Here is a 22,903-nt window from a genome sequence, read left to right as displayed (position 1 = left end):
GAGATTGGCAGTTCGAACGCCGGCACTCCCCCTAAAACGTTCGCGATGGGCGAAAGCGGCGGCGACATCTGATCTCCCCCCTTGTGGGGGAGATGTCCGGCAGGACAGAGGGGGGTACTGTCCCGCCAGCCTCTCAGTTGTCATCCTCAAATACTCAATCGTCGGCAGCCGGCGTCAGTTCCAGCTCGGCGGGCGAAAGCCCTTGCCTGAGTTGCGCCAGCCGGAACTCATCGACCCAATAGGCCTCGCCATCGACCAGCACGCGCGCGCTGTAAGTGCCGCCGGAAAAGCTCTGCGCGGTGACATAGATCTTGTGGCGGTCGAGCGCCTTTTTCACCGCGGCGCGGCGGGAATTTTCTCTGGCGACGGGACTGGCCATGGCCTCACTCTGTACACGCTGCCGATCAAAGGCGGCGCCTATAAGGATGGCGGAGAGCGGCGAATGAGTCAATTTGGCGCAGCTGGCGGCGATCACGCCTGCAACACGATAGATTGCGAAGCCTCCCGGCTTCGCAATCCGCGAGGCGCGGGCTGCTTAGCCAGCCATGGCCGCTGCCCTAATAGTCCATTCCCGCCCCCGGAGGCATTGCGGAACGGGTCTCCTTCTTCGGCTTTTCCGCCACCATCGCCTCGGTGGTGACCAACAGCCCGGCGATGGAGGCGGCGTCCTGCAGGGCGGTGCGCACCACCTTGACCGGGTCGATCACACCTTGGCCGTAGAGGTCGCCGTAATCGCCGGTCTGCGCGTTCCAGCCGAAAGAGAATTGCCCGTTCTCGCGCAGTTTGCCGACGATGATCGAGCCCTCGGCGCCCGCGTTCTCGGCGATCTGGCGCACCGGCGTTTCCAGCGCGCGGCGCACGATCTCGATGCCGGTCTTCTGATCGGGATTGTCGGCGGTGGCAGCGTCGAGCGCCTTCGCGGCTCTCAGCAGCGCCACGCCGCCGCCGGGCAGGATGCCTTCCTCGACCGCCGCGCGGGTGGCGTGCAGCGCGTCGTCGACACGATCCTTGCGCTCCCGAACCTCGACCTCAGTCGAGCCGCCGACGCGGATGACAGCGACGCCGCCGGCGAGCTTGGCCAGCCTTTCCTGCAGTTTCTCGCGATCGTAGTCGGAGGTGGTTTCCTCGATCTGCTGCCTGATCTGGGCGACGCGGCCCTGGATCTCGGGCTTGGCCCCGGCGCCGTCGACGATGGTGGTGTTCTCCTTCTCGACAGTGATCCGCCGTGCGCGGCCGAGCATCTCCAGCGTGACATTCTCCAGCTTGATGCCGAGATCCTCCGAGATGACCTGGCCGCCGGTGAGGATGGCGATGTCCTCCAGCATCGCCTTGCGGCGATCGCCGAATCCCGGCGCCTTGACGGCGGCGACCTTCAGGCCGCCACGCAGCTTGTTGACGACCAGCGTCGCCAGCGCTTCGCCCTCGACATCCTCGGCGATGATCAGAAGCGGCTTGGCCGACTGCACCACCGCCTCCAGGATCGGCAGCAGCGCCTGCAAATTGGACAGCTTCTTCTCGTGGATCAGGAGATAGGGCTCCTCGAGATCGGCACGCATCTTATCCTGGTTGGTGATGAAGTAAGGGCTAAGATAGCCGCGGTCGAACTGCATGCCCTCGACGACCTCGAGCTCGGTCTCGGCGGTCTTGGCCTCCTCGACGGTGATGACACCTTCATTGCCGACCCTCTGCATCGCTTCGGCCAGGAAGCGGCCGATCTCGGCGTCGCCGTTGGCCGAGATGGTGCCGACTTGGGCGATCTCGTCGTTGCGGGTCACCTTGCGGGCATTGGCCTTGAGCTCGGCGACGATCACTTCGACGGCCCTGTCGATGCCGCGTTTCAGATCCATCGGGTTCATGCCGGCGGCAACCGCCTTGTTGCCTTCCTGGACGATGGCTTGGGCCAGCACCGTGGCGGTGGTGGTGCCGTCGCCGGCAATGTCGCTGGTTCTCGACGCCACCTCGCGCACCATCTGCGCGCCCATATTCTCGAATTTGTCGACCAGTTCGATTTCCTTCGCCACGGTCACGCCATCCTTGGTGATGCGCGGCGCGCCAAACGACTTCTCGATGACGACGTTGCGACCCTTGGGGCCGAGCGTCACCTTAACCGCGTCGGCCAGAATATCGACGCCACGCAGCATCTTGTCGCGAGCTTCGGTGTGGAATTTTACTTCCTTGGCAGCCATTGAAACCCTCCCTCCGCGAGCCTTCTCCTGCAAGGGCTCGCATGTTCTATCGAACTAGCTTGGCACCGAGGGGTTTCAAGGGCGGCAGCCGGGAATTTTTCGACCCTGCCCGACTTCAACGCACTGTAATCACGGCGTTATTCAGGATCGCGCGGGCGCAAGAACGGGCGATTTCGAGAGCGGGCGGACTCGTGCGGCGCAGTATCGGAACACTTCGCCTCATCAGCTCGTTCAGATGGGCCCGGCAATTGTCGACCGGCCCTTGCCAGGCAGGCGCGCGGGCTGCAGTAGTGGGCCGCGTCACGTTGCGCCGGCGAATGAGGGAGATGGCAATGGTCCAGATCAGGGCAATGGCGAAAGAGGATCTGGCCGCTGTCTCGCGGCTGCTCGGCCAATCCTGGCGGCGGACCTATGCGCCGATCATGGGGGAGGAAAACACGGCCCGGCTGTCCGACGAGAAGCATGCGCCGGAAAAACTCGCGGCCGAACTCGAGGACGACAACAAGATGTCTTTCGTCGCCGAGCGGACCGACGGCTCGATCGCGGGCTACGCCATGGCGGCGATGGACGAGAAAGGCGATGTCGTGCTCGATCGCCTCCACATCGAACCGGAAGAGTTCGGCAGCGGGCTTGCCGTCGACCTTTTGCATGCCGTGCTTGCCGCTCATGCCGGCATTCCCAGCATAGCGCTGGAGGTGATCGAGGGCAACGACCGGGCGGTCGCCTTCTACCGCAAGCACGGCTTCGAGGTGGCCGAGCGCCGCCCGGCCGCGCATGGCGTCGGCGGTCATGCCTCGCTGATCATGCGCCGGCTGCTGCCGAGGGCTTGAGGCGCTGGACGTGTTCCGTCACGGCCCTATAATTTAGCCGGGTTGCAAATTCGGCCGGAGCAAGACGCATGAGCCTGGGCAAGCAGAAACTCGGGAGCCAGGGGCTCGTCGTCTCGGCCATCGGCCTCGGCTGCATGGGCATGAGCCAGTCCTACGGGCCGGCAGACGAGGCGGAGTCGATCGCGACGATCCACCGGGCGATCGAGCTCGGCTGCACCTTCCTCGACACGGCCGAGGTCTACGGGCCTTTCATCAACGAGGAATTGCTCGGCCGCGCCCTGAAAGGGCGGCGCGATCAGGTGACGATCGCGACGAAATTCGGCTTCCGCATCGTCGACGGCAAGCAGGATGGAACGGGGCGCGACAGCCGCCCGGAGCATATCCGCGAGGTGGTGGATGCCTCGCTGCAACGGCTCGCCACCGACCGCATCGACCTGCTCTACCAGCATCGCGTCGACCCCGCGGTGCCGATGGAGGATGTCGCCGGCACCGTCGGCGAACTGGTGGCGGAAGGCAAGGTGCGCTTCTTCGGCCTGTCGGAAGCGGGCATCGCCAACATCCGCCGCGCGCATGCCGTGCATCCGGTCTCGGCGCTGCAGAGCGAATACTCGCTGTGGGAGCGCAACCTCGAGCCCGAGATCATCCCGGCGCTTGTGGAGCTCGGCATCGGCTTGGTGCCATTCGCGCCGCTCGGCCGCGGGTTCCTCGCCGGCGACGTCAAGCGCGCGGAAGAGTATCCGGAGGGCGATTTCAGGCGCGGCGACCCACGCTACCAGGGCGAGAATTTCGACGCCAATGTCGCCGCGGCCACCGCCGTGCGCGACATCGCCGACGCCAAGGGCGTGAAGCCCGGCCAGGTGGCGATCGCGTGGCTGCTCGCCAAGGGTCCGGAATTCGGCATCGACATTGTGCCGATCCCCGGCACCAAACGGCGGACCTATCTGGAGGAAAATGTCGCGGCGGCCGACATCGAGCTCGACGCCACCGAGATGCTCGGGCTCGACATGGCGCTCTCGCCCGACAAGGTGTCAGGGCCGAGGTATAACGAGCGGACGATGTCGATGGTGGACCGGTAGGGGGCTCTAATCCCCCTCAAGGGGGAAATCGGCGCTACTTCTTCTTGCAATCCGGCAACGCCTCCATGGCCTTTCTGGCCTCGCCCTCGCTGGCGTATTTCTTCTTGCCGAGATCGATGACAAGCGTTCCGTCGGGCTTCTTCGGCACAATCTCGCACTGCTTCGAGACGGCATCCCTGGCGACCCAGTATTCCTCCGCTGCCATGGCGGGAAGGCCGATGAAGCCGGCGGCGAGGATTGCTATGGCGACGGTGCGAACCATTTCCTGGTCTCCATTTGCCTGTGTTGCCGGAAAGCAGGCCGCAAAGATCGGCGCCGGGACGGCGCCGGCACGCTGCTCTAGTCATGTTTTTCACGCAATTCCGAAACGCGTGCCCCGCGCTTCCGTTCCAGGCATCCGGCGGCGCCGTAACGGGCATGGAGAAAAACCCGGGGTGCGCCGACAAGGCGAGCCTTGACTTCGGCCGGACGGCCTCCAGATCGATTTTTGCCGATCTCGTGCGAGCGCCAGACATGCAAGGCTGCATTCCGGGCGCCGCCGGCGCGCTGAACAACCGGTCCGGCGAAACGCACAGCCAAAGGCTGTCCGGCACCGTCGCACCCGCATCGCCGTGCCAAAAAGGAGGAATTGAAATGGCAATTCGTGATCTCATTCCCTGGGCCAGGGAAGGCAATCAGGTTCCCGGATTCTATCGCGAGGGCGATCGCGATCCGTTCATGGCGCTGCACCGCGAGATGAACCGCCTGTTCGACGACGCGTTCCGCGGCTTCGGCGTCGGACTGCCCTCGGTCGGCGGCGCCTATGGCGGGCGTCCCGGATGGCCGAGCCTCGAAATCTCCGATACCGGCAGCGAAATCCGCGTCATGGCGGAAGTCCCCGGCATGGAGGAGAAGGACATCGAAGTGACGCTCGACGACGGCGTGCTGACGTTGCGCGGCGAGAAGCGGTCGGAGAGCGAGGACAAGGACAGGCAGTTCTCCGAGCGCTTCTACGGGCGCTTCGAGCGGCGCATTCCGATCGGCGCCGAGGTCGAGGAAGACAAGGTCAACGCGGCCTTCCACAACGGCGTGCTCACGGTGACGCTGCCGAAGAGCCAGCGCGCCCAGGCCAAGGCCAAGCGCATCCCGATCAGCGGCGCCGCCCCGAGTTCCGGCAAGAGCAAGCATTGACTGTGCCGGATCCCGGTTGCATGGCTCAGCCGCCCGAATGCGGGTCGACGCTATAGGGATGCGCCGGATAACCCGTGCCAATCGCGTCGCTCACCCGATCGATCCAGGCGCTGACCGCCGGATAATCGGCGAGCGCAAAGCCGCAATCCTCGGCTCGGTGGCTGTAGGCATAGACGGCGATATCGGCGACGGTGAGCGAGCCGCCGACGAGGAACGGCGTATCTTGCAGGCTGCGTTCGAGAGCGCCAAGCGCGCGGGCGCCCGCCTCGCGTTTGCCGGCAACCATCGCCTGGTTGCGCTCCAGCCGCCCGGTCAGCGTCCAGAAGCGCAGCGAGCCGATGACCGGCTCGACATGATACTGCTCGAAGAATAGCCACTGCATGACCTTGGCGCGGGAAAAGCGGTCCGCCGGCAGAAAGGGCGTGCCCTCAGCGAGGTAGACGAGGATGGCGTCGGACTCGGCGATCGCCTCGCCATTCTCCAGGCCAAGCACCGGGACGGCGCCGGCCGGATTGAGCTTGAGAAAGTCCTCCGTGTGGCTCTCGCCCTCGAAGATCGACACCTGCCGGGTTTCGTAAGCGATGCCGAGCAGCCCCAGCAAGACGCGCACCTTCCAGGCGTTTTGCGACGGCAGATAATCGTAGAGCGTGAGCATGGCTAGGTCCCCGGTTGACTGGGATTGGATTGGCATGGAGTGATGAGGGGTGCCACCCGATTTATGCCGCGCGGCGATCAAGGAACTCGGCTTATGCCATTTGCGCCGCAGCCGCCCTCACCGCCCCGCAATATCCTTCGCCACGGCCTGTGCCTCGATGCCGATCTCGCGCAGCAGGCCGGTGACCGGATTGTAGAAGCCGACGAGATAGACGCCGAGCTGCGAGGCGCCGGCATTCACCCCGCTTTTCCCAGGCCTGAGCTCCGCCGGCAGGAAGCCGTCATAGCCTGGCCGGTAGCCGGTGGCGAAGATCACAGCGTCGAAATTTTTCTCCTGCCCGTGGGCGAACTTGGCGCCATCCCCGGTGAAGCGGACGATGTCGGGCAGGATGCCGATCCTGCCCGCCTTGATCGCCGCCACCGTGCCGACATCGATGACGGGAATACGCCCGGCGTCGATCTGCTTGAGGATGCCGTCCTTCGGCCGGACGATACCGTATCTGTCGAGCCTGCCCAACGCCAGGTCGAGGATTTTTGGAAACATCCAGTCGTTCAGCGCCTGCGGCATCGGCCGGCTGGCGATGTCGACCATCTGGATCGGCACGCCGAAGAGCTGGCGCGGCACGATGTGGACGCCCTTGCGCACCGAGATCGTCGGACGGGCGCCGCTTTCGGCAAGGTCGAGCGCGATCTCGGCGCCGGTGTTGCCCATGCCGACGACCAGCACGTTCTTGGCCGTATAGGGCGCCGCTTCGGTGTAGGCGGCGCTGTGCAGCACCTCTCCCTTGAACACCTCGATGCCGGGGAAGGTCGGCACGACGGGCTCGGCATTGTTGCCGGTGGCGACGACGACCTTGCGGGCGGTGATCTCGCCGGCATCGGTCTCGATCAAGAGTCCTTCGCCCGCGCGGCGGATCGATTTCACGCTGACGCCGAAACGTGGCTTGAGGCCAAAACGCTCGGCATAGGCATCGAGATAGGCGACCACTTTTTCGCGCGGAACGTAGCGGGGATGGTTTTTGGGGAACGGCACAAAAGGCAGCGACGAAAAGGACTTCACCGTGTGCAGATGCAGCCGCCGGTAATGCCGCCGCCAGGCCGGCGCCACCTCGCTGGCCTTTTCCAGAATGGTGAAATCAACCCCTGCCTGTTTCAGGCAGGCGCCGACGGCCAGACCCGCCGGCCCGGCGCCGACAATGACGACGTTGGTGTCCAAGATAGCCTCCTCCCCCAAGGCGGGAAGAAGCTATGCCCGAGGTGACGGAGGAGCAAGTAGGGGAAATCACCTATCCTTCTCTCTCGACGGCGAAGATGCCGGACCGAGCGAGGCGGTGTTATCTCGCCACCCTCCAGGGTCACCGCCCAGCCCCCTCTCTTGCGATTTCCAACACCAGCTTCGCTAAAATGTTGAAATCGCTTTCTCCCCACGGGCGCCGGCGCTACTGCATCCCGCTAGGCACCTCGGGCTCGTCTTCGGGCGGTTCCAGAATCTCGATCAGCCGTGCCACCCTGGCGCCCGGCATCGCGTGGCCCTCGTTCACCAGCGCCTCGTCGGCGCCGATCCAAGCAAAGGCCTCGCGCAATTCCTCGAGGCTGGCACCGGTGAGCGCGATGTCGGCGATCACGGCCTCATCGACCGGGCCAAGAACGGAAATGATCTCGTTGCGGGTCATCCTTGTCTCCCCTGGGTCGGAACGATGCCAAGGAAACGGCGGGCGGGTGGAGCGGGTTCCGACGCCGCCGCCATCTTTGCTCCCGCGCCGACAACCGCTATGCACGAAGCCTCGCCCGCGATCCTACAGAGTCCTCATGAAACCCGCCCTGCTGCTTTCCGCCCTGCTGCTCGCCACGCCGGCCTCCGCCGACTGGAAGCCGGTCGAGAAAATCGAGACCTATGCAATCTCGGGGCAAACGGTGGAGGAGCTCTATGTCTCGATCGGCGAGAAAGGTCCGGTGATCGGCAAGGACTCGGCCGGCAACGAGCGGCGGGCGATCGCGCACACTTTCTTCAAGCTGACCTGGCAGCGGGACTACCGGCCGCAGGGCGGCGCCTGCGTGCTGAAGTCGGCGCGGCCAAAACTCATCATCACCTATACGCTGCCCAAACCCGCCGGGAAACTTGCCCCCGGCGTGCAGGCGCGCTGGAATGCGTTTGCCGATGGGCTCGCCGCGCATGAGAAGGTGCACGGCGCCGGCATCGTCGACATGGTGGACAAGATCGTCGCTTTCAGCATTGGCCTCACCGTCGCCGACGACCCCGGTTGCAAGAAGATCAGGGTCGGGCTGACACAATATCTCGACCAGCTCTCCAAAGCGCAGCGCCAGGCCAGCCGCGACTTCGACAACGTCGAGTTCGGCCAGGGCGGGAATTTGCAGAAGCTGATCGCAGCGTTTTTGATCGGCGGGTAAGAGGGACCAAGCGGCTGCGGCGGCCTACCCGCCGCGGCGAGCAGAGCTACAACGGAAGCACGAGCAGCCAATCTCCATTCCGCCGACGAGTCAGAATTTCTCGGGCAGGTGCAGATCTAGTATCTTAGTAATCGCTAATGTTTAATCGGCCGCCATTCGACGAGTTGTCGGCGCACGGCCCGGCTTGACTTCGCCTTGAGACAGGCTTGGCTCATCTGTCATCAGCGACGAAAGTATAAGCCTGCGCGCCGCCGCTTTACAGGCGGATTTGGTAGCGCTACCGTTTCACAGTCGCGTGACCCGGGGGGAGCTGGGGCAAACGTCGCCGACGCCAGTGGTGGATGCCTGCCGGCATCCGTTTCAGCCACGCCTGATAGAAACGGCTCCCGGCGAGACCTCGCAGGGACCATCGGGAGGAATTCGATGGCGTCTGTCGCGATTGGCAATGTCTACAAATCTTTCGGGGCCACCGAGATCCTGCATGGCGTCAGCGTCGATATAGAAGACGGCGAGTTCGTCACGCTTGTGGGGCCCTCGGGCTGCGGAAAATCGACGCTTCTTCGGATGATTGCCGGCCTGGAAAAAATCTCGCGCGGCCATATCTCGATCGGCAGCCGCATCGTCAACGACGTTGCGCCGAAGGAGCGCGACGTGGCCATGGTCTTCCAGAACTACGCGCTCTATCCGCACATGACGGTCGCCGAGAACATGGCGTTCTCGCTCATGCTCAAGGGAGTCCCCAAGGCGCAAAGCGATGCCGGGGTGAAGCGGGCGGCCGAAATCCTCGGGCTGGTTCCGCTTTTGTCGCGCTATCCGCGCCAGCTTTCGGGCGGCCAGCGCCAGCGCGTCGCCATGGGCCGGGCGATCGTGCGCGATCCGCAGGTGTTCCTGTTCGACGAGCCGCTCTCTAATCTCGACGCCAAGCTCAGGGTTCAGATGCGCGCCGAGATCAAGGAGTTGCACCAGCGGCTGAAGACGACGACGGTCTATGTCACCCACGACCAGATCGAGGCCATGACCATGGCCGACAAGATCGTGGTCATGCATGACGGCGTCGTCGAGCAGATCGGGCCGCCGCTCGAACTCTACGACCGGCCGAACAACCTGTTCGTCGCGAGCTTCATCGGCTCGCCCGCCATGAACATGCTCAAGGGCACATTCGCCAACGATGGCGCGCCTTCTTTCCGGGGCGCGGGAGGCGTTTCCCTGTCTTTGCCGAAACCACCTTCGATCGGCAACGGCGAAGCCATTGTGCTCGGAGTACGGCCCGAGCACCTGCGGCTGGCCGACGACGGCATTCCGGTCACGGTCGTGGTGATCGAGCCGACCGGCTCGGAAGTGCAGATCATCGGCCGGACGGCCGGCGGCGAGGACATCGTCGCCAATTTCCGGGAACGCCATTCCTTCGCGCCGGGAGAAACCATCCGGCTGTCGGTCGAGCCTGGCCCCATCCATCTGTTCCACGGCGAGACGGGCCAGCGGATCGAAGCGGCGCGCTAGAGCTACGCAACAAGGAAACAAACAGGAGGAAACGAGCATGAAGTTCACCAGACGCGACGTGATCCGCACGACCGCCGGCGCGGCCGCCGGAGCCTTGGGCAGCCGTTTCGTCGGCTCGAGCGCCTTCGCGCAAGAGGGCCTGACCTACAAGCCGGAGGAAGGCGCGAAGCTCAGGCTGCTGCGCTGGTCGCCTTTCGTGCAGGGCGACGAGGACCAGTGGCTCAAAAATACGAAGCGGTTCACCGAAGCGACGGGCGTGGAGGTCCGCGTCGACAAGGAGAGCTGGGAGGACATCCGGCCCAAGGCGGCGGTCGCCGCCAATGTCGGCTCCGGCCCCGACCTGATGCTCGTCTGGTTCGACGACCCGCACCAGTATCCCGACAAGCTGCTCGACGTGACGGAGCTGGGCGACTATCTCGGCAAGAAGTATGGCGGGTGGCACGACGGCCCGAAGCAGTATGCGACGCGCGAGGGCAAATTCCTCGGCCTGCCTCTGGCCACCATCGGCAACGCCATCGTCTATCGCGAAAGCTGGGTGAAGGAGGCCGGCTTCTCGGAATTCCCGAAGGACACGGCGGGCTTCCTCGAGCTTTGCAAGGCGCTGAAGGCGAAGGGGCATCCGGCCGGCTTCACGCACGGCCATGGCGTCGGCGACGGCAACAACTACGCTCACTGGCTGCTGTGGAGCCATGGCGGCCAGATGGTCGACGAGAAGGGCAAGGTCACGATCAATAGCCCCGAGACGCTGAAGGCGATCGAATACGCGCAGGAGCTCTACAAGACCTTCATTCCCGGCACCGAAAGCTGGCTCGACGTGAACAACAACCGCGCCTTCCTGGCCGGCGAAGTGAGCGTCATCGCCAACGGCATTTCCGTCTACAACACGGCCAAGGTCAACAAGGACAAGGATCCGAAACTGACCGAAATCGCCAAGGACATGCGCACGACCAACCTGCCGATCGGTCCCGTCGGGAAATCGGTCGAGCTGTTCCAGGTGACCACGGCCGTCATCTTCAACTACACGCCCTACCCCAACGCGGCCAAAGCCTATCTGCAGTTCATGTTCGAGGACCCGCAGATGTCGGACTGGATCACGTCGTCGGCCGGCTATTGCTGCCAGACGCTGAAGGCCTTCGACAACAACCCGGTGTGGAAGGCCGACCCGAACAATGCGGCTTACGCGAAAGCCTCGGCGACGCTGCGTCCCAACGGCTATGCCGGGCCGCTCGGCTACGCCTCGGCGGCGACCATGGCCGACTACGTTCTGGTCGACATGTTCGCCAAGGCCGTGACGGGCCAGGCCACACCGCAGGAGGCGATGGAAGAGGCGGAGAAGCGCGCCAACCGGTACTACCGCGTTTGATCATATCGATCACCGCTGGGCCGGGCAGCCGCGCCCGCGCTGTCCGACCCTTCCGGAAGCGCAGGGCGGCCGCTCGGCCGATCAACGAGACCTCGTAAGGAGCCGCTCCATGGCCGTGCCATCCGTTGCCGTTCAGCCGCGTTCTTCGATTCTGGCGCGTCTGGCCGAAAGCCGGAACGCGCTTGGCTTCGGCTTCATGCTGCCGGCGGCGGCGCTGCTCTTGGTGTTTCTCACCTATCCGCTCGGGCTCGGTGTCTGGCTCGGCTTCACCGATGCCCGCATCGGCCGTCCCGGCATCTTCATTGGCATCGAGAACTATCAATATCTGTGGAGCGACGGCGTCTTCTGGCTCTCCGTCTTCAACACCCTGCTCTACACGATAAGCGCGTCGATCCTGAAGTTCATACTCGGCCTCTGGCTGGCGCTCATCCTCAACGAGAAATTGCCCTTCAAATCGTTCTTCCGCGCGATCGTCCTACTGCCCTGGGTGGTGCCCACGGTGCTGTCGGCCATCGCCTTCTGGTGGATCTACGACTCGCAGTTCTCGATCCTGTCCTGGGCGCTGCAGCAGATGGGACTGATCGACCACCGGATCAACTTCCTCGGCGATCCGACCAATGCGCGCGCTTCCGTCATCGCGGCCAATGTCTGGCGCGGCATCCCGTTCGTCGCCATCACGCTGCTTGCCGGCCTGCAGACCATCCCACAATCGCTCTACGAGGCCGCCACCCTCGACGGCGCCAGCCGCTGGCAGCTGTTCCGCCATGTGACGCTGCCGCTGCTGACGCCGATCATCGCCATCACCATGACCTTCTCGGTGCTGTTCACCTTCACCGACTTCCAGCTGATCTATGTGCTGACCCGCGGCGGACCGGTGAACGCCACCCATCTGATGGCGACATTGTCCTTCCAGCGCGGCATTGCCGGCGGCCAGCTCGGCGAAGGCGCGGCAATCGCGGTCGCCATGATCCCCTTCCTGCTGGCGGCGATCCTGTTCAGCTATTTCGGCCTGCAACGGCGTAGGTGGCAGCAAGGCGGCGGAGACTGACATGGCCGCGATCAAGCAAGTCGAGCGCCCGGACATCGACGAAGGCGGCATGGGCTACCTTCAGAGCCTGCCGCGTCGAGTGGTGACGGTCTATCTGCCGCTCTTGGTGTTTCTGATCGTGCTGTTGTTTCCGTTCTACTGGATGACGATCACGGCGGTTAAACCCAATGTCGAGATGACCGACTATGTGAACTACAATCCGTTCTGGGTCGTGCATCCGACACTGGAGCACATTCGCTACCTGCTTTTTGAGACCTCCTATCCGGGCTGGCTGCTCAACACCGTCATCATTTCGACCGCCGCAACCTTCCTGTCGCTGGCGGCCGCGGTGCTTGCGGCCTATGCGATCGAAAGGCTGCGGTTCTCGGGGGCGCGGCAGGTCGGCCTCGCCGTGTTCCTCGCCTATCTCGTGCCGCCCTCGATCCTGTTCATCCCTCTGTCGGTGATGGTGTTCAACCTCGGCCTCTACGACACGCCGTTCGCGCTGATCCTCACCTATCCGACCTTCCTGATCCCGTTCTGCACGTGGCTGCTGATGGGCTATTTCCGCTCGATCCCGTTCGAGCTGGAGGAATGCGCGCTCATCGACGGAGCGAGCCGCTGGCAGATCCTCACAAAGATCGTGCTGCCGCTGTCGGTGCCGGGCCTGATCTCGGCCGGCATCTTCGCCTTTACCCTGTCATGGAACGAGTTCATCTACGCGCTGACCTTCATCCAATCGTCCGAGAAGAAGACTGTGCCGGTCGGCGTGCTCACCGAGCTCGTCCGCTCCGACGTCTATGAATGGGGAGCGCTGATGGCGGGTGCGCTGATCGGCTCGTTGCCGGTGGTCGTGCTCTATTCCTTCTTCGTCGAGCACTATGTGTCGTCGATGACGGGCGCGGTGAAGGAATGAGAGCGGAAATGCTCTAAAAGCTGATCTCCACCGCATCGGCGCTCCGCTTCGCCTCGCCGTGGAACACCGCCTCGATGTTGTTGCCGTCCGGGTCGAGCAGGAAGCAGGCATAGTAGCCGGGGTGGTAGGGGCGCTCGCCGGGTGCGCCGTTGTCCTTGCCGCCGGCCGCAAGCCCCGCCTCGTAGAAGGCATCGACCATGGCGCGGTCCTTCGCCTGGAAGGCGAAATGGTGCCGGCCGGTGAGCACGCCGAGGGCCGCGCGGCTGTCGGCGCTGGAGATGAAAAGTTCGTCCGCCCAGAAATAATCCTCGGCCTCGCCGCCGATCGCGATGCCAAGCACCTCGAGCACCGCGCCGTAGAAGCGTCGGCTCGCCTTGAGGTCGCGCACCACAAGCTGGATATGGTCGATGAGCCGGCCGCGATAGAGTTCCATAGGGGTGCCTCCTGTTGACGGGTCAAATCTAGATGGGACTGGTGCGCGGTCAATGTGGGGAGTCGGGGTCTGCTGACACTTGGGGACGTCGGCGGGACAGCGCCCCCCTCTGGCCTGCCGGCCATCTCCCCCACTTGGGGGGAGATCAGCCGTCACGCGGCCTTTCGCCAATCTCCAACGTCGCTAGGAAAAAGCGCCCGGGTCGAAGCTGCCAATCTCCCCACCCGTGGGGGAGATGGCCGGCAGGCCAGAGGGGGGCGCGAAGGAACGCGACCCTTCTGGCCGAATATCCATCAGCCCGGAAAATCCGGATAAAAAATGCAACCAGATTGTAGGATCGGTTTCTCCTCCGGCGTCCTTCGGACGCAAGCGGCACGGTGAGCCTGGAAAAACCGTGCTCCGCATCAAACAGGATATGCCTTATGGCATGGGAGAAAACCATGAATCATTCCTATCGTTGGGTCATCGTCGCGGCTGGCGCGCTGATGACCTGTGTGGCGCTCGGCGCGATGTTCTCGCTGGCGATCTTTCTCGAGCCGATGTCGCTCGACACCGGCTGGTCGCGCGCCGGCATTTCCAGCGCCATGACCTTGAACTTCCTCGTGATGGGCGTAGGCGGCTTCGCCTGGGGCTCAATCTATGATCGCCTCGGCGCCCGCCCCGTCGTGCTTGCCGGCGCGGTGCTGCTTGGCCTGGCTCTGGTGGTGGCGAGCCGCGCCAACTCGCTGCTGATCTTCCAGCTCAGCTACGGCGTGATCGTGGGCCTCGCCGCCAGCGCCTTCTTCGCGCCGATGATCGCGCTCACCACCGCCTGGTTCGACACCAACCGCAGCCTTGCCGTGTCGCTGGTCTCGGCCGGCATGGGCGTAGCCCCGATGACCATCTCGCCCTTCGCGCGCTGGCTGATCTCGGCTTATGACTGGCGCACCGCCATGTTCGACATCGGCGTGATGGCCTGGGTGCTTCTGCTCCCGGCCGTCCTGCTGGTGCGCCAGCCGCCAGCGGCGCTTGCGGCAGCCGATGGTGCACCGGCGCCTGTCACGGACGATCCCGGCATGAGCGTCGGCCAGGCGTTGCGCTCGCCGCAATTCCTGGTGCTGGGCATGACGTTCTTCGCCTGCTGCGCGGCGCATTCCGGCCCGATCTTCCACATGGTGAGCTATGCCATGGCCTGCGGCGTGGCGCCGATGGCCGCCGTCTCGATCTACAGCGTCGAGGGCCTCGCCGGACTCGGCGGCCGCCTGCTCTATGGTGTCCTCGGCGACCGGCTGGGCGTCAAGCCGGTGCTGATCACCGGCCTTGCGATCCAGGCCGCGGTGATCGCCGCCTATCTCGCGGTCGGCCGGATCGAGCAGTTCTACGTTTTAGCCGTCATCTTCGGCGCCACCTATGGCGGCGTCATGCCGCTCTATGCGGTCCTGGCGCGCGAATATTTCGGGCCCCGCATTATCGGCACGGTCTTCGGCGCCGCCACGATGCTCTCCAGCCTCGGCATGTCGTTCGGGCCGCTTGCCGGCGGCATGATCTACGACGCCTATGCCAGCTATTCCTGGCTGTTCATCGGCTCGGCGTTGGTCGGCCTCGGCGCCGCGGGCATCGCCATCGCCTTCCCGCCGCAGCCGAACAGGCAGCGGCTGCAGATGGCGTGAGCAGAAGCCGGGTTGCTCGCCTCCGCTGTCTCGGGGGCGAGCGACGGCTAAGCCGACACCCCTTCGAGGGCTATGATGCGTGTATGGGCGCAGCGGAAACGGATTTGCTTCAGCCTCTCATACTCCGGCGAGTCGTACCAAGCGGTGAGCGCGGTCATGTCGGGAAACTCGATGATGACCAGGCGGTGCGGCTCCCAGTCGCCTTCAAGCACCCGCGTCGCGCCGCCCCGCGCCAGATAGTGCCCGCCATAGCGGGCCTCGGTCGCCGGCACCTCGCGCCGGTACTCGTCGAATACGGCCATGTCGGTGACATCGACATCGGCAATCAGATAGGCGGCCATTCTTTGTCCCTCCTTATCTTCGCCAAAGCGCGGTTGAAAGGATACACGCTATATTAGCACACACTCATATCAAAGCCGGATGGAACTTCGCGTTGACAGGGTTGGCGCGAAATCCATTTGCCGGACGGCGGCGAGTGTGAAACTCTGAGCCAACGCTGCACCTGAAATGCCGGCCAGGCCGGCGCCTTGGTCTGGGGGAATTGCAGTGGCCGCAGGTATTGAAGCCGCAGAAGCCAGGAACTGGTCAAGCCTGCTGGTCGCGGCCGAAAAGGGCGACGCCAAGGCCGTCGGCGTGGAACTGGCGACGGGCGCCGACATCAACCAGGCCGACGAAGATGGCTGGTCGGCGCTGCATCTCGCCGCGCACAATGGCCATACTGCCGTGCTCGAAACCTTGATCGGCCACCCCGCAATCGAGGTGAACTCTCGAAACAAATGGAAGGGCACGCCCTTGAGCCTGGCCGCCGCCAAGGGTCATCTCGACTGCATACTGGCGCTGGTGAGGCACCCACAGATCGATGTCGATGCCCGTGCCGACTATTACGGCAGAACGCCGCTCATCGAGGCGGCAAGAAATGGGCACCTGGATATTGTCAAGCTGCTCGTCGAGAGTGGCGCGGACGTCAATCTGGCCGACAAGACGGGGCGCAACAGCGCGCTCATAGAGGCCATCAAGGGACGGCACTACGAAGTCGCGGAATATTTGCTTGACTCCCGGAAGGTGAACTTCCTCAACAAGGACATGCGGCTGAACGCGCTGATCTGGGCCGGCAGCGCGCGCAACGCTGAGCTCATCGGGAAGCTGGATGCCGCGATCCACGCTTTCTTCGATGGCAAGTGAGCAACCGACTTCAGTTTCGTAGCGCGATCGTCGCCGCCGCGCCGCCCATGCACACGGCAGCGCCGCGGTTGAACAGGCGCGTGGTGCGCGGCGACTGCAAGCTGCGCCGCGTGCCGGCGCCGGCGACCGCAAAGGGAAACTGTACCGCGGCCAAAATGATGGCGGTGATGGCCAGGAGGATCGGCACGTCGAGCGCGGACAGCGCGCCGATGTCGACCACCGTCGGCAGGATCGAGATGTAGAACAGCACCGATTTCGGATTGCCGAGCGTGACCAGCACGCCGGACAGGAAAGCGTTGCCGCCGCTTTTCACAGCGCCGGCCTCAGATGCCTCGAACGTCTCGCCCGCCCGCCAGAACTGGACGGCAAGCCAGCAGAGATAGGCGACGCCCGCCCACTTGATGACGATCAAGAGAAAGCTGAAGGTCTCGGCGACGAAGGCAAGCCCGGCGAGCACCGCGGCAAGGTAGAGAACGTCGCCCAGCACCATGCCGGCAGTCATCCAGGCCGCCTGCCGGTAGCCGCTCTGCAGCGCCTGCGCCACGATGGCGACGATCTGCGGCCCCGGGATGATGGCGGCGATCGCCAGCGCGCCGGAATAGGCGGCAAAGCCCGACAATGTCATTGGCGTGGAGTCCTTAGAGGTGGGATCGGATGGCGACATTCTGTTGGCGGGGCGACGGTGTCAACCGGATCAAAGTTCCTCGCCCTCAGTGTTCAGTGCCGCGCCTATGATCCACCGACGCCTAAGGGTGGCCCGGTAATCTCCATATCGAATTGGGCCGCGATCGCTTTGATTTCTGCGAGATCGCGCGGAATCTCCAACCCTTGCGCCGCAACTGTCGGGAAAAGCTTTCGAGACCGCCCGGGGACAGAATGGCGATCCATCGTGCACGCTCAGCGACGACGAACGCGTGCTGGTAGCGCCGCTGATGATCGAGTCGACATGGTTCGCGACCGGCCGCCCCGCCGCGATCGTGTTCGTGGCCGATCCGGACAGTGCGCCGGACCAGTTGCGCAATCTCTATCGGCTGACCCCGGCCGAGGCCGCCGTGGCGATGGCGATCGCACGCGGCGAAGGGCTGCAGGCGGTCGCAGATCAGCTCGATATCAGCCTGACCACCGCGCGCACTCACCTGCAGCACGTATTCGAAAAAACCGAGACGCGGCGACAGGCGGAGCTGGTGCGCATCATCGCGGCCAGTGGGCCCTGCGTCCGACAATAAATAGCCGGAGCGCAGCCAGGCTTTTTCGCGGGCAGCGCTGCAATTGCGGAAGGTGGGAGATCGCTAATCGCCGCCGGCCGCCACCGTCTTCTTGACCACCCAGCGATGCTTGCCGATCTGGCGGTTGTGGCTGGAACCCTGGGCTTCGAACATCGCCAGCGTGCCGTTGTGCAGGAAGGCGCCGGCCGCCGCGCGCGCTTCTGTATCCTCCGGGTAGCTTTCCACCGTGCCGCCGCCGAGACAGGCGATTTCGACCAGCGCGCCGGCAAGGGCTGCCGCGGCCACGCCCTTGCCGCGAAAAGCCTTGTCGGAGAAGAAGCACGTGATGCGCCAATCCGGCAGCGCCACCAGCCCCTCGCGATAGGCGCGATAGTGTTTTATGCGCGGCAATTCGGCGGTCGGGCCGAACTGGCACCAGCCGACGCAGGCTGGACCGTCGAAGACGAGCGCAGCATGCGCCCGGCCCTCGCGCACCAGCGCCTGCTTCGCGTCGCGGTTACCGGCGGCGCCGACGCCCTTGGCATGGAAGGCCATGCACCAGCAGCCGCCCCACACGCCATTGTGCCGCTCGACCAGCGCGGCGAAATGCGGCCAGGTGGTCATATCGAGAGGCTTAATACTGAAGCTCATCGCCACCTCCTCCGGCGGCGAGGATAACCGATTTGAAGCGAAAGCTGGTATCTCCCCCTCGAGGCGGAGATCACCCGTCACCCCGTTCCCGAACGCAGCGCCTCCCTGCCCTCGTCGTCGCGGCGGAGCCGCGCGTCGGAGATCAGCACTACGGGGCATGGGCAGCGCCGCAGCACGCCGCTCGTCGTCTCGCCGAAGATGAGCTCCTCGCCCGGCCGCCGGGCCACTCCCATGACGATCAAAGCCGCGCTCCTGCCCGCCTGGCGGGTAATGGCATCGGCCGCAGCAGCCCGGCTGCGGATGGCGGTCTCGATCTCGACGCCATAGCGGTCGGCAAGCGCGACAATGTCCTTCAGCACAGCCTCCCTGCGGCGATGCGAGACGGTGTCGCGCGGTTCGTCGCGACCGGGGCGCGCGACATAGAGAACCTTGACCGGCGCGCCGGTGACAGAGGCGATGGAAAGCGCGAGTTCCGCGCCGCGGCGCGCGTTCGCTGTGCCGTTGACCGGCACCAGGATCTTGCCGGATCCCGGCCCAAGGCGCGGCATCTGCCGGCCGGCGCCGGCCGGCTTCAGCACCAGACAGAGAGGGCCCTCGAAGGCGCCCGCGACCTCGTTCAGCCGGCGCGAGAAGCCGCCCTTCGGGGTCACCGCTCGGCCGAGGCCGATGAGCAGCATGCCGTAGCCCTTGCGCGCCTCCTTGGCGACCGCCTCCGCGGAGAGCGGAGCATCGTGCCGGCGGCGCGTGAGCGGGACTTCATGCGCGGACTCCTCGTCGGCTTCCTTCGCCGCCTCGCGGCCCTCCTCGGCGCCCTTCTCGATCTCGTCCAGATGCGCCGCCTCGCCGGGCTCGGCTTCGCTTTCGCCGCTTGTATGAAGCATGGTTGTCGGCTTGCCGGCGCCTATGACACCGGCAAGGTAGGCGGCGAAGCGGCCGACGACGCCCTCGTCGACCACCACCAGCAGCCGCTCCAGATTGGTGATGAAGCCGCGCAGGTCGACCTCCTCTCGCTCCAGCCTTTTCTTCTCCGCCTCGCCCATCGGCAGCCGGCCGAGCGCCCAGCGCAGCGTCGGCGGCATGGCCAAGGTGGTGATGACGGCCATGGTGACGATCATGGTGAAGAGGTTGTGCGAAAGCACGCCGATCGACAGGCCGATCGAGGCGACGATGACCTCGGTCGAGCCGCGCGCGTTCATGCCGCAGCCGACCGCGATGCCCTCGGCGCGGCTCATGCCGGCTGCTTCCGCGCCGATGAAGGCGCCGCCGAACTTGCCGAGGCTGGCGATCGCCACCAATGCAACGGTGAGCAGCGCAAGCTGAGGGTCCATGAGCACGGTGAGGTCGGCCGAAAGCCCCGCCACGCCGAAGAACACCGGCATGAAAAGTGCAGTGATCACCCCGCGCAATTGCCCCTCGATGTGACGCGACAGGATCGGCGACTCGCCGACCAATATGCCGGCGACGAAGGCGCCGAGCACCGTGTGCACGCCGATCAGGTCGGTGATCAGCGCCATGGCGCCCATGATGGCGAGGATGACGGTGACGACCGCATATTCGCTCCGGAAGGTGTCGTTGGTCCAGCGGATGGCGTCGAAGACGATGCGGCGGCCGAGCGTGAAGGAAAAGGCCATGAAGAGGGCGACGCCGGCCAGCGTGAAGGCCAAGCTGCCGGCCTCGATGCGGCCGTGGGTGGCGATGCCGATGGTGATGGCGATGATCACCCAGCCGATCGTGTCTTCGATAATGGCCGAGGAGACGATGATCTGGCCGAGGTCGCGGCGCATGAAGTTCATCTCGCGCACCACCATGGCGACGATCTTGACCGAGGAGATCGACAGCGCCGTGCCGAGGAACAGGCCGGCGACGACGCGCTCGCTGCCCGCGGCGAGCAGCGTGTCCGGCATGAACTGCGCCGCCACGAAGCCGAGCACGAACGGCACGGCGACGCCGGCGGCGGAGATGGAAAAGCAGGCGCGGCCGACCCGTCGCACCAGCCTCAGATCCGTTTCCATGCCCGTCAGCAGCAAAAGCATCAAGACGCCCAGCTGGGCGATGGCGTTGATCATCGACTTCTGCGCGGCATCGCCAGCAAAGACCACGCGCTCAGCTGCGGGCCACAGCCAGCCGAGCAGCGAGGGCCCGAGCAGGATGCCGCCCATCAGTTGCCCCATCACCGCTGGCTGGCCGAGGCGCTCCAGCAATTCGCCGATGCCGCGGCCGACGACGAGCAGCAGGATGACTTCGAGAACGAAGATACCTTCGCTGGACATGCCGCTCTTCTCGGCGGTCCAGGCGACGGCCGGCATCAGCGCAAGCGCCGCCGCACTCAGCGCGATCGTCCAGCGCCGATTAGACATGAAGGACAATTTCTGCACCCCTCGATTAAGTCTGCGCATAACGGTTTGGCATATGCATCGGTTGCACGACAGGCCTCGTTTCCTTGCCCCTACGATAGTGGGGGCAGAGGTGGTTTGGCGAAGCCGAGACGGAGAGGGGGAGCGCCCTATGACGGCCCCTTTCCGTCCGCTTCGCGGACAGCTCTCCCGCGCTTTGCGGGGCGACGAAAGACTGCCCACAATTCTATTCAAATGCGATTGTGGATGTTTGCGTTTGGGTAAAGCGACTCGCGCATGGTCGAGACAAGGCGGGCAATAAGGAGAAGCTAATGAAAAGCGACTTTGCCGCCGCCCACCTGCACCTCGACAGGGCCTGCCACTATCTTCGCGGCGACGACGAGACCAGCCGCACGGCGCTTGCGGCGCTCGACCTTGTGATCGAGGCGGTCGCGACCGCCCAATATGCCCGGCCCGAGGCCGAAGTGGTGCCGTTTCCGGCGGCTTCAAAGCGGGCGCTGCCTCCCATCGCATCCTGACTTATCCGCCTGAAAGGCGGGAACATTTTTGCCGGCCGCACGTTACAGCGCATGGGGTGTGGCCGGTTCGTTTCGGCCGGCCACGGCGGGAGGCGCGTGGCAAGGGGATGTCGCAGGTCCAGACCATAAAGCCGGCCGAGGCGGCTGCGGCGCCGCGCGGGTCTGACGCGTTCGCGCTGAAGCTGACGTCTTCCGAATTCGCTACTACCATGTCGCATTTCCACCGCGCAGAGATCGCGCGCATGGCCGGCTGGCGCGACCGGCTCGACCGCACCAGCAACTGGGCGATCACCGTGGTGGCGGCGATGCTGTCGGTGTCGCTGTCGACGCCTTCCGCCCATCACGGCGTGCTGCTCTTCGCCATGCTTCTGATCACGCTGCTGCTCTGGATCGAGGCGCGACGCTATCGCTTCTTCGACGTCTACCGGGCGCGGGTGCGCCAGTTCGAGCGCTATTACTTCGCACAGATCTTTTCGCCGCAGCCGGATTTCGCCTCCAACTGGCTGGCAATCCTCGGCGAAGGCCTGCGCTCGCCGCGCTTCCTCATCACGCAGCGCGCGGCGCTGATCAGGCGGCTGCGCCGCAACTACGTCTTCATGTACACGATCCTGATGCTCGCCTGGGTGCTGAAGATCACCACGCCCAGCCTGTCGCGCGAAGGCTCGCCGATCGGCTTCGGCGCCTCGCTCCTCGACACCTTCCGTGTGGCGACGCTGGGTCCCATCCCCGGCGTCGTGGTGGTTTGCGGCGTCGTGGTGTTCTATCTCGCGATGCTTGCCGCCGCCTTCCTGATACGCGCCGACGACGGCGAGCTGTCGTTCGGCGACGTGCATGTGTGAGCCGGAGGCGTCAGCCTTCATCTTCCAGCAGCCCTTTCCACCCGATCACAATCCCGGCGGTCTGACGAAGCCGTCGGTAAGTCGCGCCAGCGCCTTGGCGACTGCCAGCAGCCTCATATCCGAATGGCGGCGGCCGACGAGCTGGGCGGCGATCGGCAGGCCCTCGCGGTCGAGGCCGATCGGAATGACGGCTGCGGGATGTCCGGTCAGGTTGAAGCGGCAGGCGTGGCTGAGCGCACTCCAGTAGGGCGTCTCGATGCCGTCGACGGGGATCGGCGCCCCCATCTCGCGGTGGCGGAAGGCGGTGCACATCATCGCCGGGCAGATCAGCACATCCCAGTCGTCGAAGAAGCGCTCCCAGGCGAAGATGAATTCGTCGCGCCGGTTGAGCGCCTCAAGATAGGCGGCCAAGGAGGGCGAGGCTTCGCGCGGCTGCCGGAAGGCCTGCGAGTACCAGGTGATAAGATCGGAGAACAGCGCCCGCTCGGCGTCGAAATCATGTGAAGGCAAGGCCTGTCCCACTCGCGCGCCGCCGACCTCGATCGCGCCGACAAAGCCAGCAATCGCGTCGGCGATATCGCGCGCGGTCGGCACGCCCGGAAATTCGGGCGCGAAGGCCACTCTGAGCGCACCCAGCGGCGGCTCCGGCGCTTCGTCCGTCGTCACCGGCGGAACTTCGGTGTCGAGGCCGTCGGCGCCGGCGATGATGCGGTGCGCAAGGATGAGGTCGTCGACGTCGCGGGCCAAAGGCCCAATGTCGAACAGGAGGCGGAAGGAGCGCGGCATGTCGGGCGGATCGGCATAGCTGCCGGTGATCGGCACCGTCGCCTGCGTTGGCTTGAAGCCATAGACGCCGCACAGATGGGCCGGCACGCGGATCGAGCCGCCGGCGTCGCTGCCGACCTCGAGCGGCACGAGCCCGGCGGCGACCGCGGCCGCCG

At 65.0% G+C, this 22,903-nt stretch carries 25 protein-coding genes; 13 read left to right on the top strand and 12 right to left on the bottom strand.

From position 1 onward, the window contains the following. Nucleotides 1-154: 154 nt before the first annotated feature. Together AU465_RS12525 and groL are read right to left on the bottom strand one after the other, a co-directional pair. Nucleotides 155-379 (bottom strand): hypothetical protein, encoded by a 225-nt coding sequence (locus AU465_RS12525; RefSeq protein ID WP_192247382.1) that lies wholly within the window; start codon nt 377-379, stop codon nt 155-157. A 178-nt stretch (nt 380-557) separates the two neighbouring features. Beyond that, nucleotides 558-2,186 carry a chaperonin GroEL gene (gene groL, locus AU465_RS12520; protein WP_192247379.1) on the bottom strand — a complete coding sequence of 543 codons (1,629 nt, stop codon included), beginning with the start codon at nt 2,184-2,186 and terminating at the stop codon, nt 558-560. Nucleotides 2,187-2,518: 332 nt separating this feature from the next. Between groL and AU465_RS12515 the strand changes: the two genes are divergently transcribed. Together AU465_RS12515 and AU465_RS12510 are read left to right on the top strand one after the other, a co-directional pair. Then, complete coding sequence (locus AU465_RS12515) at nt 2,519-3,016, top strand: GNAT family N-acetyltransferase (RefSeq protein ID WP_192247376.1); 498 nt, start codon at nt 2,519-2,521, stop codon at nt 3,014-3,016. A 68-nt stretch (nt 3,017-3,084) separates the two neighbouring features. Beyond that, nucleotides 3,085-4,092, top strand: coding sequence for an aldo/keto reductase (locus AU465_RS12510; protein WP_192247373.1), 1,008 nt, complete (start codon nt 3,085-3,087; stop codon nt 4,090-4,092). A 34-nt stretch (nt 4,093-4,126) separates the two neighbouring features. Here AU465_RS12510 and AU465_RS12505 read toward each other — a convergent pair whose 3' ends face one another. Continuing rightward, nucleotides 4,127-4,354, bottom strand: a complete 228-nt coding sequence (locus tag AU465_RS12505; RefSeq protein WP_192247370.1) for a hypothetical protein — start codon at nt 4,352-4,354, stop codon at nt 4,127-4,129. A 371-nt stretch (nt 4,355-4,725) separates the two neighbouring features. On the opposite strand from AU465_RS12505, the gene AU465_RS12500 reads away from it, so the two are divergent. After that, on the top strand, nt 4,726-5,262 hold the full coding sequence (locus tag AU465_RS12500; protein WP_192247367.1) for an Hsp20/alpha crystallin family protein: 537 nt from the start codon (nt 4,726-4,728) through the stop codon (nt 5,260-5,262). Between the two features lie 25 nt (nt 5,263-5,287). Here AU465_RS12500 and AU465_RS12495 read toward each other — a convergent pair whose 3' ends face one another. The 3 genes from AU465_RS12495 to AU465_RS12485 form a co-directional block, all read right to left on the bottom strand. Beyond that, complete coding sequence (locus AU465_RS12495; RefSeq protein ID WP_192247364.1) at nt 5,288-5,917, bottom strand: glutathione S-transferase family protein; 630 nt, start codon at nt 5,915-5,917, stop codon at nt 5,288-5,290. Nucleotides 5,918-6,034: 117 nt separating this feature from the next. Next, the gene (locus tag AU465_RS12490; protein ID WP_192247361.1) at nt 6,035-7,132 is read right to left on the bottom strand and encodes a flavin-containing monooxygenase; all 1,098 of its coding nucleotides are present in this window, start codon (nt 7,130-7,132) and stop codon (nt 6,035-6,037) included. Nucleotides 7,133-7,355: 223 nt separating this feature from the next. After that, complete coding sequence (locus AU465_RS12485; RefSeq protein ID WP_192247359.1) at nt 7,356-7,589, bottom strand: hypothetical protein; 234 nt, start codon at nt 7,587-7,589, stop codon at nt 7,356-7,358. A gap of 136 nt (nt 7,590-7,725) precedes the next feature. On the opposite strand from AU465_RS12485, the gene AU465_RS12480 reads away from it, so the two are divergent. The 5 genes from AU465_RS12480 to AU465_RS12460 all read left to right on the top strand — a co-directional run bounded on the left by AU465_RS12480 (nt 7,726) and on the right by AU465_RS12460 (nt 13,131). Next, complete coding sequence (locus AU465_RS12480; protein WP_192247356.1) at nt 7,726-8,325, top strand: DUF922 domain-containing Zn-dependent protease; 600 nt, start codon at nt 7,726-7,728, stop codon at nt 8,323-8,325. A 423-nt stretch (nt 8,326-8,748) separates the two neighbouring features. Beyond that, on the top strand, nt 8,749-9,825 hold the full coding sequence (locus AU465_RS12475; RefSeq protein ID WP_192247353.1) for an ABC transporter ATP-binding protein: 1,077 nt from the start codon (nt 8,749-8,751) through the stop codon (nt 9,823-9,825). Between the two features lie 37 nt (nt 9,826-9,862). After that, nucleotides 9,863-11,188, top strand: coding sequence for an ABC transporter substrate-binding protein (locus AU465_RS12470; protein WP_192247350.1), 1,326 nt, complete (start codon nt 9,863-9,865; stop codon nt 11,186-11,188). A gap of 109 nt (nt 11,189-11,297) precedes the next feature. Then, complete coding sequence (locus AU465_RS12465) at nt 11,298-12,236, top strand: carbohydrate ABC transporter permease (protein WP_192247347.1); 939 nt, start codon at nt 11,298-11,300, stop codon at nt 12,234-12,236. A gap of 1 nt (nt 12,237) precedes the next feature. Beyond that, nucleotides 12,238-13,131 (top strand): carbohydrate ABC transporter permease, encoded by an 894-nt coding sequence (locus tag AU465_RS12460; RefSeq protein ID WP_192247345.1) that lies wholly within the window; start codon nt 12,238-12,240, stop codon nt 13,129-13,131. Nucleotides 13,132-13,144: 13 nt separating this feature from the next. Here AU465_RS12460 and AU465_RS12455 read toward each other — a convergent pair whose 3' ends face one another. After that, the gene (locus AU465_RS12455) at nt 13,145-13,564 is read right to left on the bottom strand and encodes a VOC family protein (RefSeq protein ID WP_192247343.1); all 420 of its coding nucleotides are present in this window, start codon (nt 13,562-13,564) and stop codon (nt 13,145-13,147) included. A 440-nt stretch (nt 13,565-14,004) separates the two neighbouring features. Here AU465_RS12455 and AU465_RS12450 point away from each other — a divergent pair, with 440 nt between their 5' ends. After that, entirely contained in the window at nt 14,005-15,213 is a 1,209-nt protein-coding gene (locus AU465_RS12450) for an MFS transporter (RefSeq protein WP_192247341.1), read from the top strand. A gap of 47 nt (nt 15,214-15,260) precedes the next feature. Here AU465_RS12450 and AU465_RS12445 read toward each other — a convergent pair whose 3' ends face one another. Continuing rightward, nucleotides 15,261-15,554 carry a DUF1330 domain-containing protein gene (locus AU465_RS12445; protein ID WP_192247339.1) on the bottom strand — a complete coding sequence of 98 codons (294 nt, stop codon included), beginning with the start codon at nt 15,552-15,554 and terminating at the stop codon, nt 15,261-15,263. Nucleotides 15,555-15,759: 205 nt separating this feature from the next. Between AU465_RS12445 and AU465_RS12440 the strand changes: the two genes are divergently transcribed. Then, a complete protein-coding gene (locus AU465_RS12440; RefSeq protein ID WP_192247337.1) occupies nt 15,760-16,395 on the top strand; it encodes an ankyrin repeat domain-containing protein in 636 nt (211 codons plus the stop codon). 10 nt (nt 16,396-16,405) lie between these two features. Here AU465_RS12440 and AU465_RS12435 read toward each other — a convergent pair whose 3' ends face one another. Further along, nucleotides 16,406-17,020, bottom strand: a complete 615-nt coding sequence (locus AU465_RS12435; protein WP_192247335.1) for a LysE family translocator — start codon at nt 17,018-17,020, stop codon at nt 16,406-16,408. Between the two features lie 307 nt (nt 17,021-17,327). Here AU465_RS12435 and AU465_RS12430 point away from each other — a divergent pair, with 307 nt between their 5' ends. Next, nucleotides 17,328-17,621, top strand: coding sequence for a helix-turn-helix transcriptional regulator (locus AU465_RS12430; protein WP_192247333.1), 294 nt, complete (start codon nt 17,328-17,330; stop codon nt 17,619-17,621). A 63-nt stretch (nt 17,622-17,684) separates the two neighbouring features. Here AU465_RS12430 and AU465_RS12425 read toward each other — a convergent pair whose 3' ends face one another. Both AU465_RS12425 and AU465_RS12420 read right to left on the bottom strand, forming a co-directional pair. Next, complete coding sequence (locus AU465_RS12425; RefSeq protein WP_192247331.1) at nt 17,685-18,251, bottom strand: GNAT family N-acetyltransferase; 567 nt, start codon at nt 18,249-18,251, stop codon at nt 17,685-17,687. A 77-nt stretch (nt 18,252-18,328) separates the two neighbouring features. Further along, nucleotides 18,329-20,608 (bottom strand): cation:proton antiporter domain-containing protein, encoded by a 2,280-nt coding sequence (locus tag AU465_RS12420; RefSeq protein WP_192247329.1) that lies wholly within the window; start codon nt 20,606-20,608, stop codon nt 18,329-18,331. A gap of 308 nt (nt 20,609-20,916) precedes the next feature. On the opposite strand from AU465_RS12420, the gene AU465_RS12415 reads away from it, so the two are divergent. Further along, complete coding sequence (locus AU465_RS12415) at nt 20,917-21,123, top strand: hypothetical protein (RefSeq protein WP_192247327.1); 207 nt, start codon at nt 20,917-20,919, stop codon at nt 21,121-21,123. Nucleotides 21,124-21,230: 107 nt separating this feature from the next. Next, entirely contained in the window at nt 21,231-21,962 is a 732-nt protein-coding gene (locus tag AU465_RS12410) for a DUF2270 domain-containing protein (RefSeq protein ID WP_192247325.1), read from the top strand. A gap of 45 nt (nt 21,963-22,007) precedes the next feature. On the opposite strand, the gene AU465_RS12405 is transcribed toward AU465_RS12410, so the two are convergent. Continuing rightward, nucleotides 22,008-22,903, bottom strand: an 896-nt coding sequence (locus tag AU465_RS12405) for an amidase (RefSeq protein WP_192247323.1), incomplete at its 5' end; no start/stop codon positions are given.

Source organism: Mesorhizobium silamurunense (assembly GCF_014843905.1).
GTDB classification, from domain to species: Bacteria; Pseudomonadota; Alphaproteobacteria; order Rhizobiales; family Rhizobiaceae; genus Mesorhizobium; species Mesorhizobium silamurunense.
Note: the sequence above shows the minus strand (reverse complement) of the source record. Positions and strands in the feature narration are given on the sequence as shown.

Coding starts and splice junctions, on each gene's coding strand:
- AU465_RS12525 (WP_192247382.1), bottom strand. CDS start 379: ATGGCCAGTCCCGTCGCCAGAGAAAATTCCCGCCGCGCCGCGGTGAAA.
- groL (WP_192247379.1), bottom strand. CDS start 2,186: ATGGCTGCCAAGGAAGTAAAATTCCACACCGAAGCTCGCGACAAGATG.
- AU465_RS12515 (WP_192247376.1), top strand. CDS start 2,519: ATGGTCCAGATCAGGGCAATGGCGAAAGAGGATCTGGCCGCTGTCTCG.
- AU465_RS12510 (WP_192247373.1), top strand. CDS start 3,085: ATGAGCCTGGGCAAGCAGAAACTCGGGAGCCAGGGGCTCGTCGTCTCG.
- AU465_RS12505 (WP_192247370.1), bottom strand. CDS start 4,354: ATGGTTCGCACCGTCGCCATAGCAATCCTCGCCGCCGGCTTCATCGGC.
- AU465_RS12500 (WP_192247367.1), top strand. CDS start 4,726: ATGGCAATTCGTGATCTCATTCCCTGGGCCAGGGAAGGCAATCAGGTT.
- AU465_RS12495 (WP_192247364.1), bottom strand. CDS start 5,917: ATGCTCACGCTCTACGATTATCTGCCGTCGCAAAACGCCTGGAAGGTG.
- AU465_RS12485 (WP_192247359.1), bottom strand. CDS start 7,589: ATGACCCGCAACGAGATCATTTCCGTTCTTGGCCCGGTCGATGAGGCC.
- AU465_RS12480 (WP_192247356.1), top strand. CDS start 7,726: ATGAAACCCGCCCTGCTGCTTTCCGCCCTGCTGCTCGCCACGCCGGCC.
- AU465_RS12475 (WP_192247353.1), top strand. CDS start 8,749: ATGGCGTCTGTCGCGATTGGCAATGTCTACAAATCTTTCGGGGCCACC.
- AU465_RS12470 (WP_192247350.1), top strand. CDS start 9,863: ATGAAGTTCACCAGACGCGACGTGATCCGCACGACCGCCGGCGCGGCC.
- AU465_RS12465 (WP_192247347.1), top strand. CDS start 11,298: ATGGCCGTGCCATCCGTTGCCGTTCAGCCGCGTTCTTCGATTCTGGCG.
- AU465_RS12460 (WP_192247345.1), top strand. CDS start 12,238: ATGGCCGCGATCAAGCAAGTCGAGCGCCCGGACATCGACGAAGGCGGC.
- AU465_RS12455 (WP_192247343.1), bottom strand. CDS start 13,564: ATGGAACTCTATCGCGGCCGGCTCATCGACCATATCCAGCTTGTGGTG.
- AU465_RS12450 (WP_192247341.1), top strand. CDS start 14,005: ATGAATCATTCCTATCGTTGGGTCATCGTCGCGGCTGGCGCGCTGATG.
- AU465_RS12445 (WP_192247339.1), bottom strand. CDS start 15,554: ATGGCCGCCTATCTGATTGCCGATGTCGATGTCACCGACATGGCCGTA.
- AU465_RS12435 (WP_192247335.1), bottom strand. CDS start 17,020: ATGACATTGTCGGGCTTTGCCGCCTATTCCGGCGCGCTGGCGATCGCC.
- AU465_RS12430 (WP_192247333.1), top strand. CDS start 17,328: ATGATCGAGTCGACATGGTTCGCGACCGGCCGCCCCGCCGCGATCGTG.
- AU465_RS12425 (WP_192247331.1), bottom strand. CDS start 18,251: ATGAGCTTCAGTATTAAGCCTCTCGATATGACCACCTGGCCGCATTTC.
- AU465_RS12420 (WP_192247329.1), bottom strand. CDS start 20,608: ATGTCTAATCGGCGCTGGACGATCGCGCTGAGTGCGGCGGCGCTTGCG.
- AU465_RS12415 (WP_192247327.1), top strand. CDS start 20,917: ATGAAAAGCGACTTTGCCGCCGCCCACCTGCACCTCGACAGGGCCTGC.
- AU465_RS12410 (WP_192247325.1), top strand. CDS start 21,231: ATGTCGCAGGTCCAGACCATAAAGCCGGCCGAGGCGGCTGCGGCGCCG.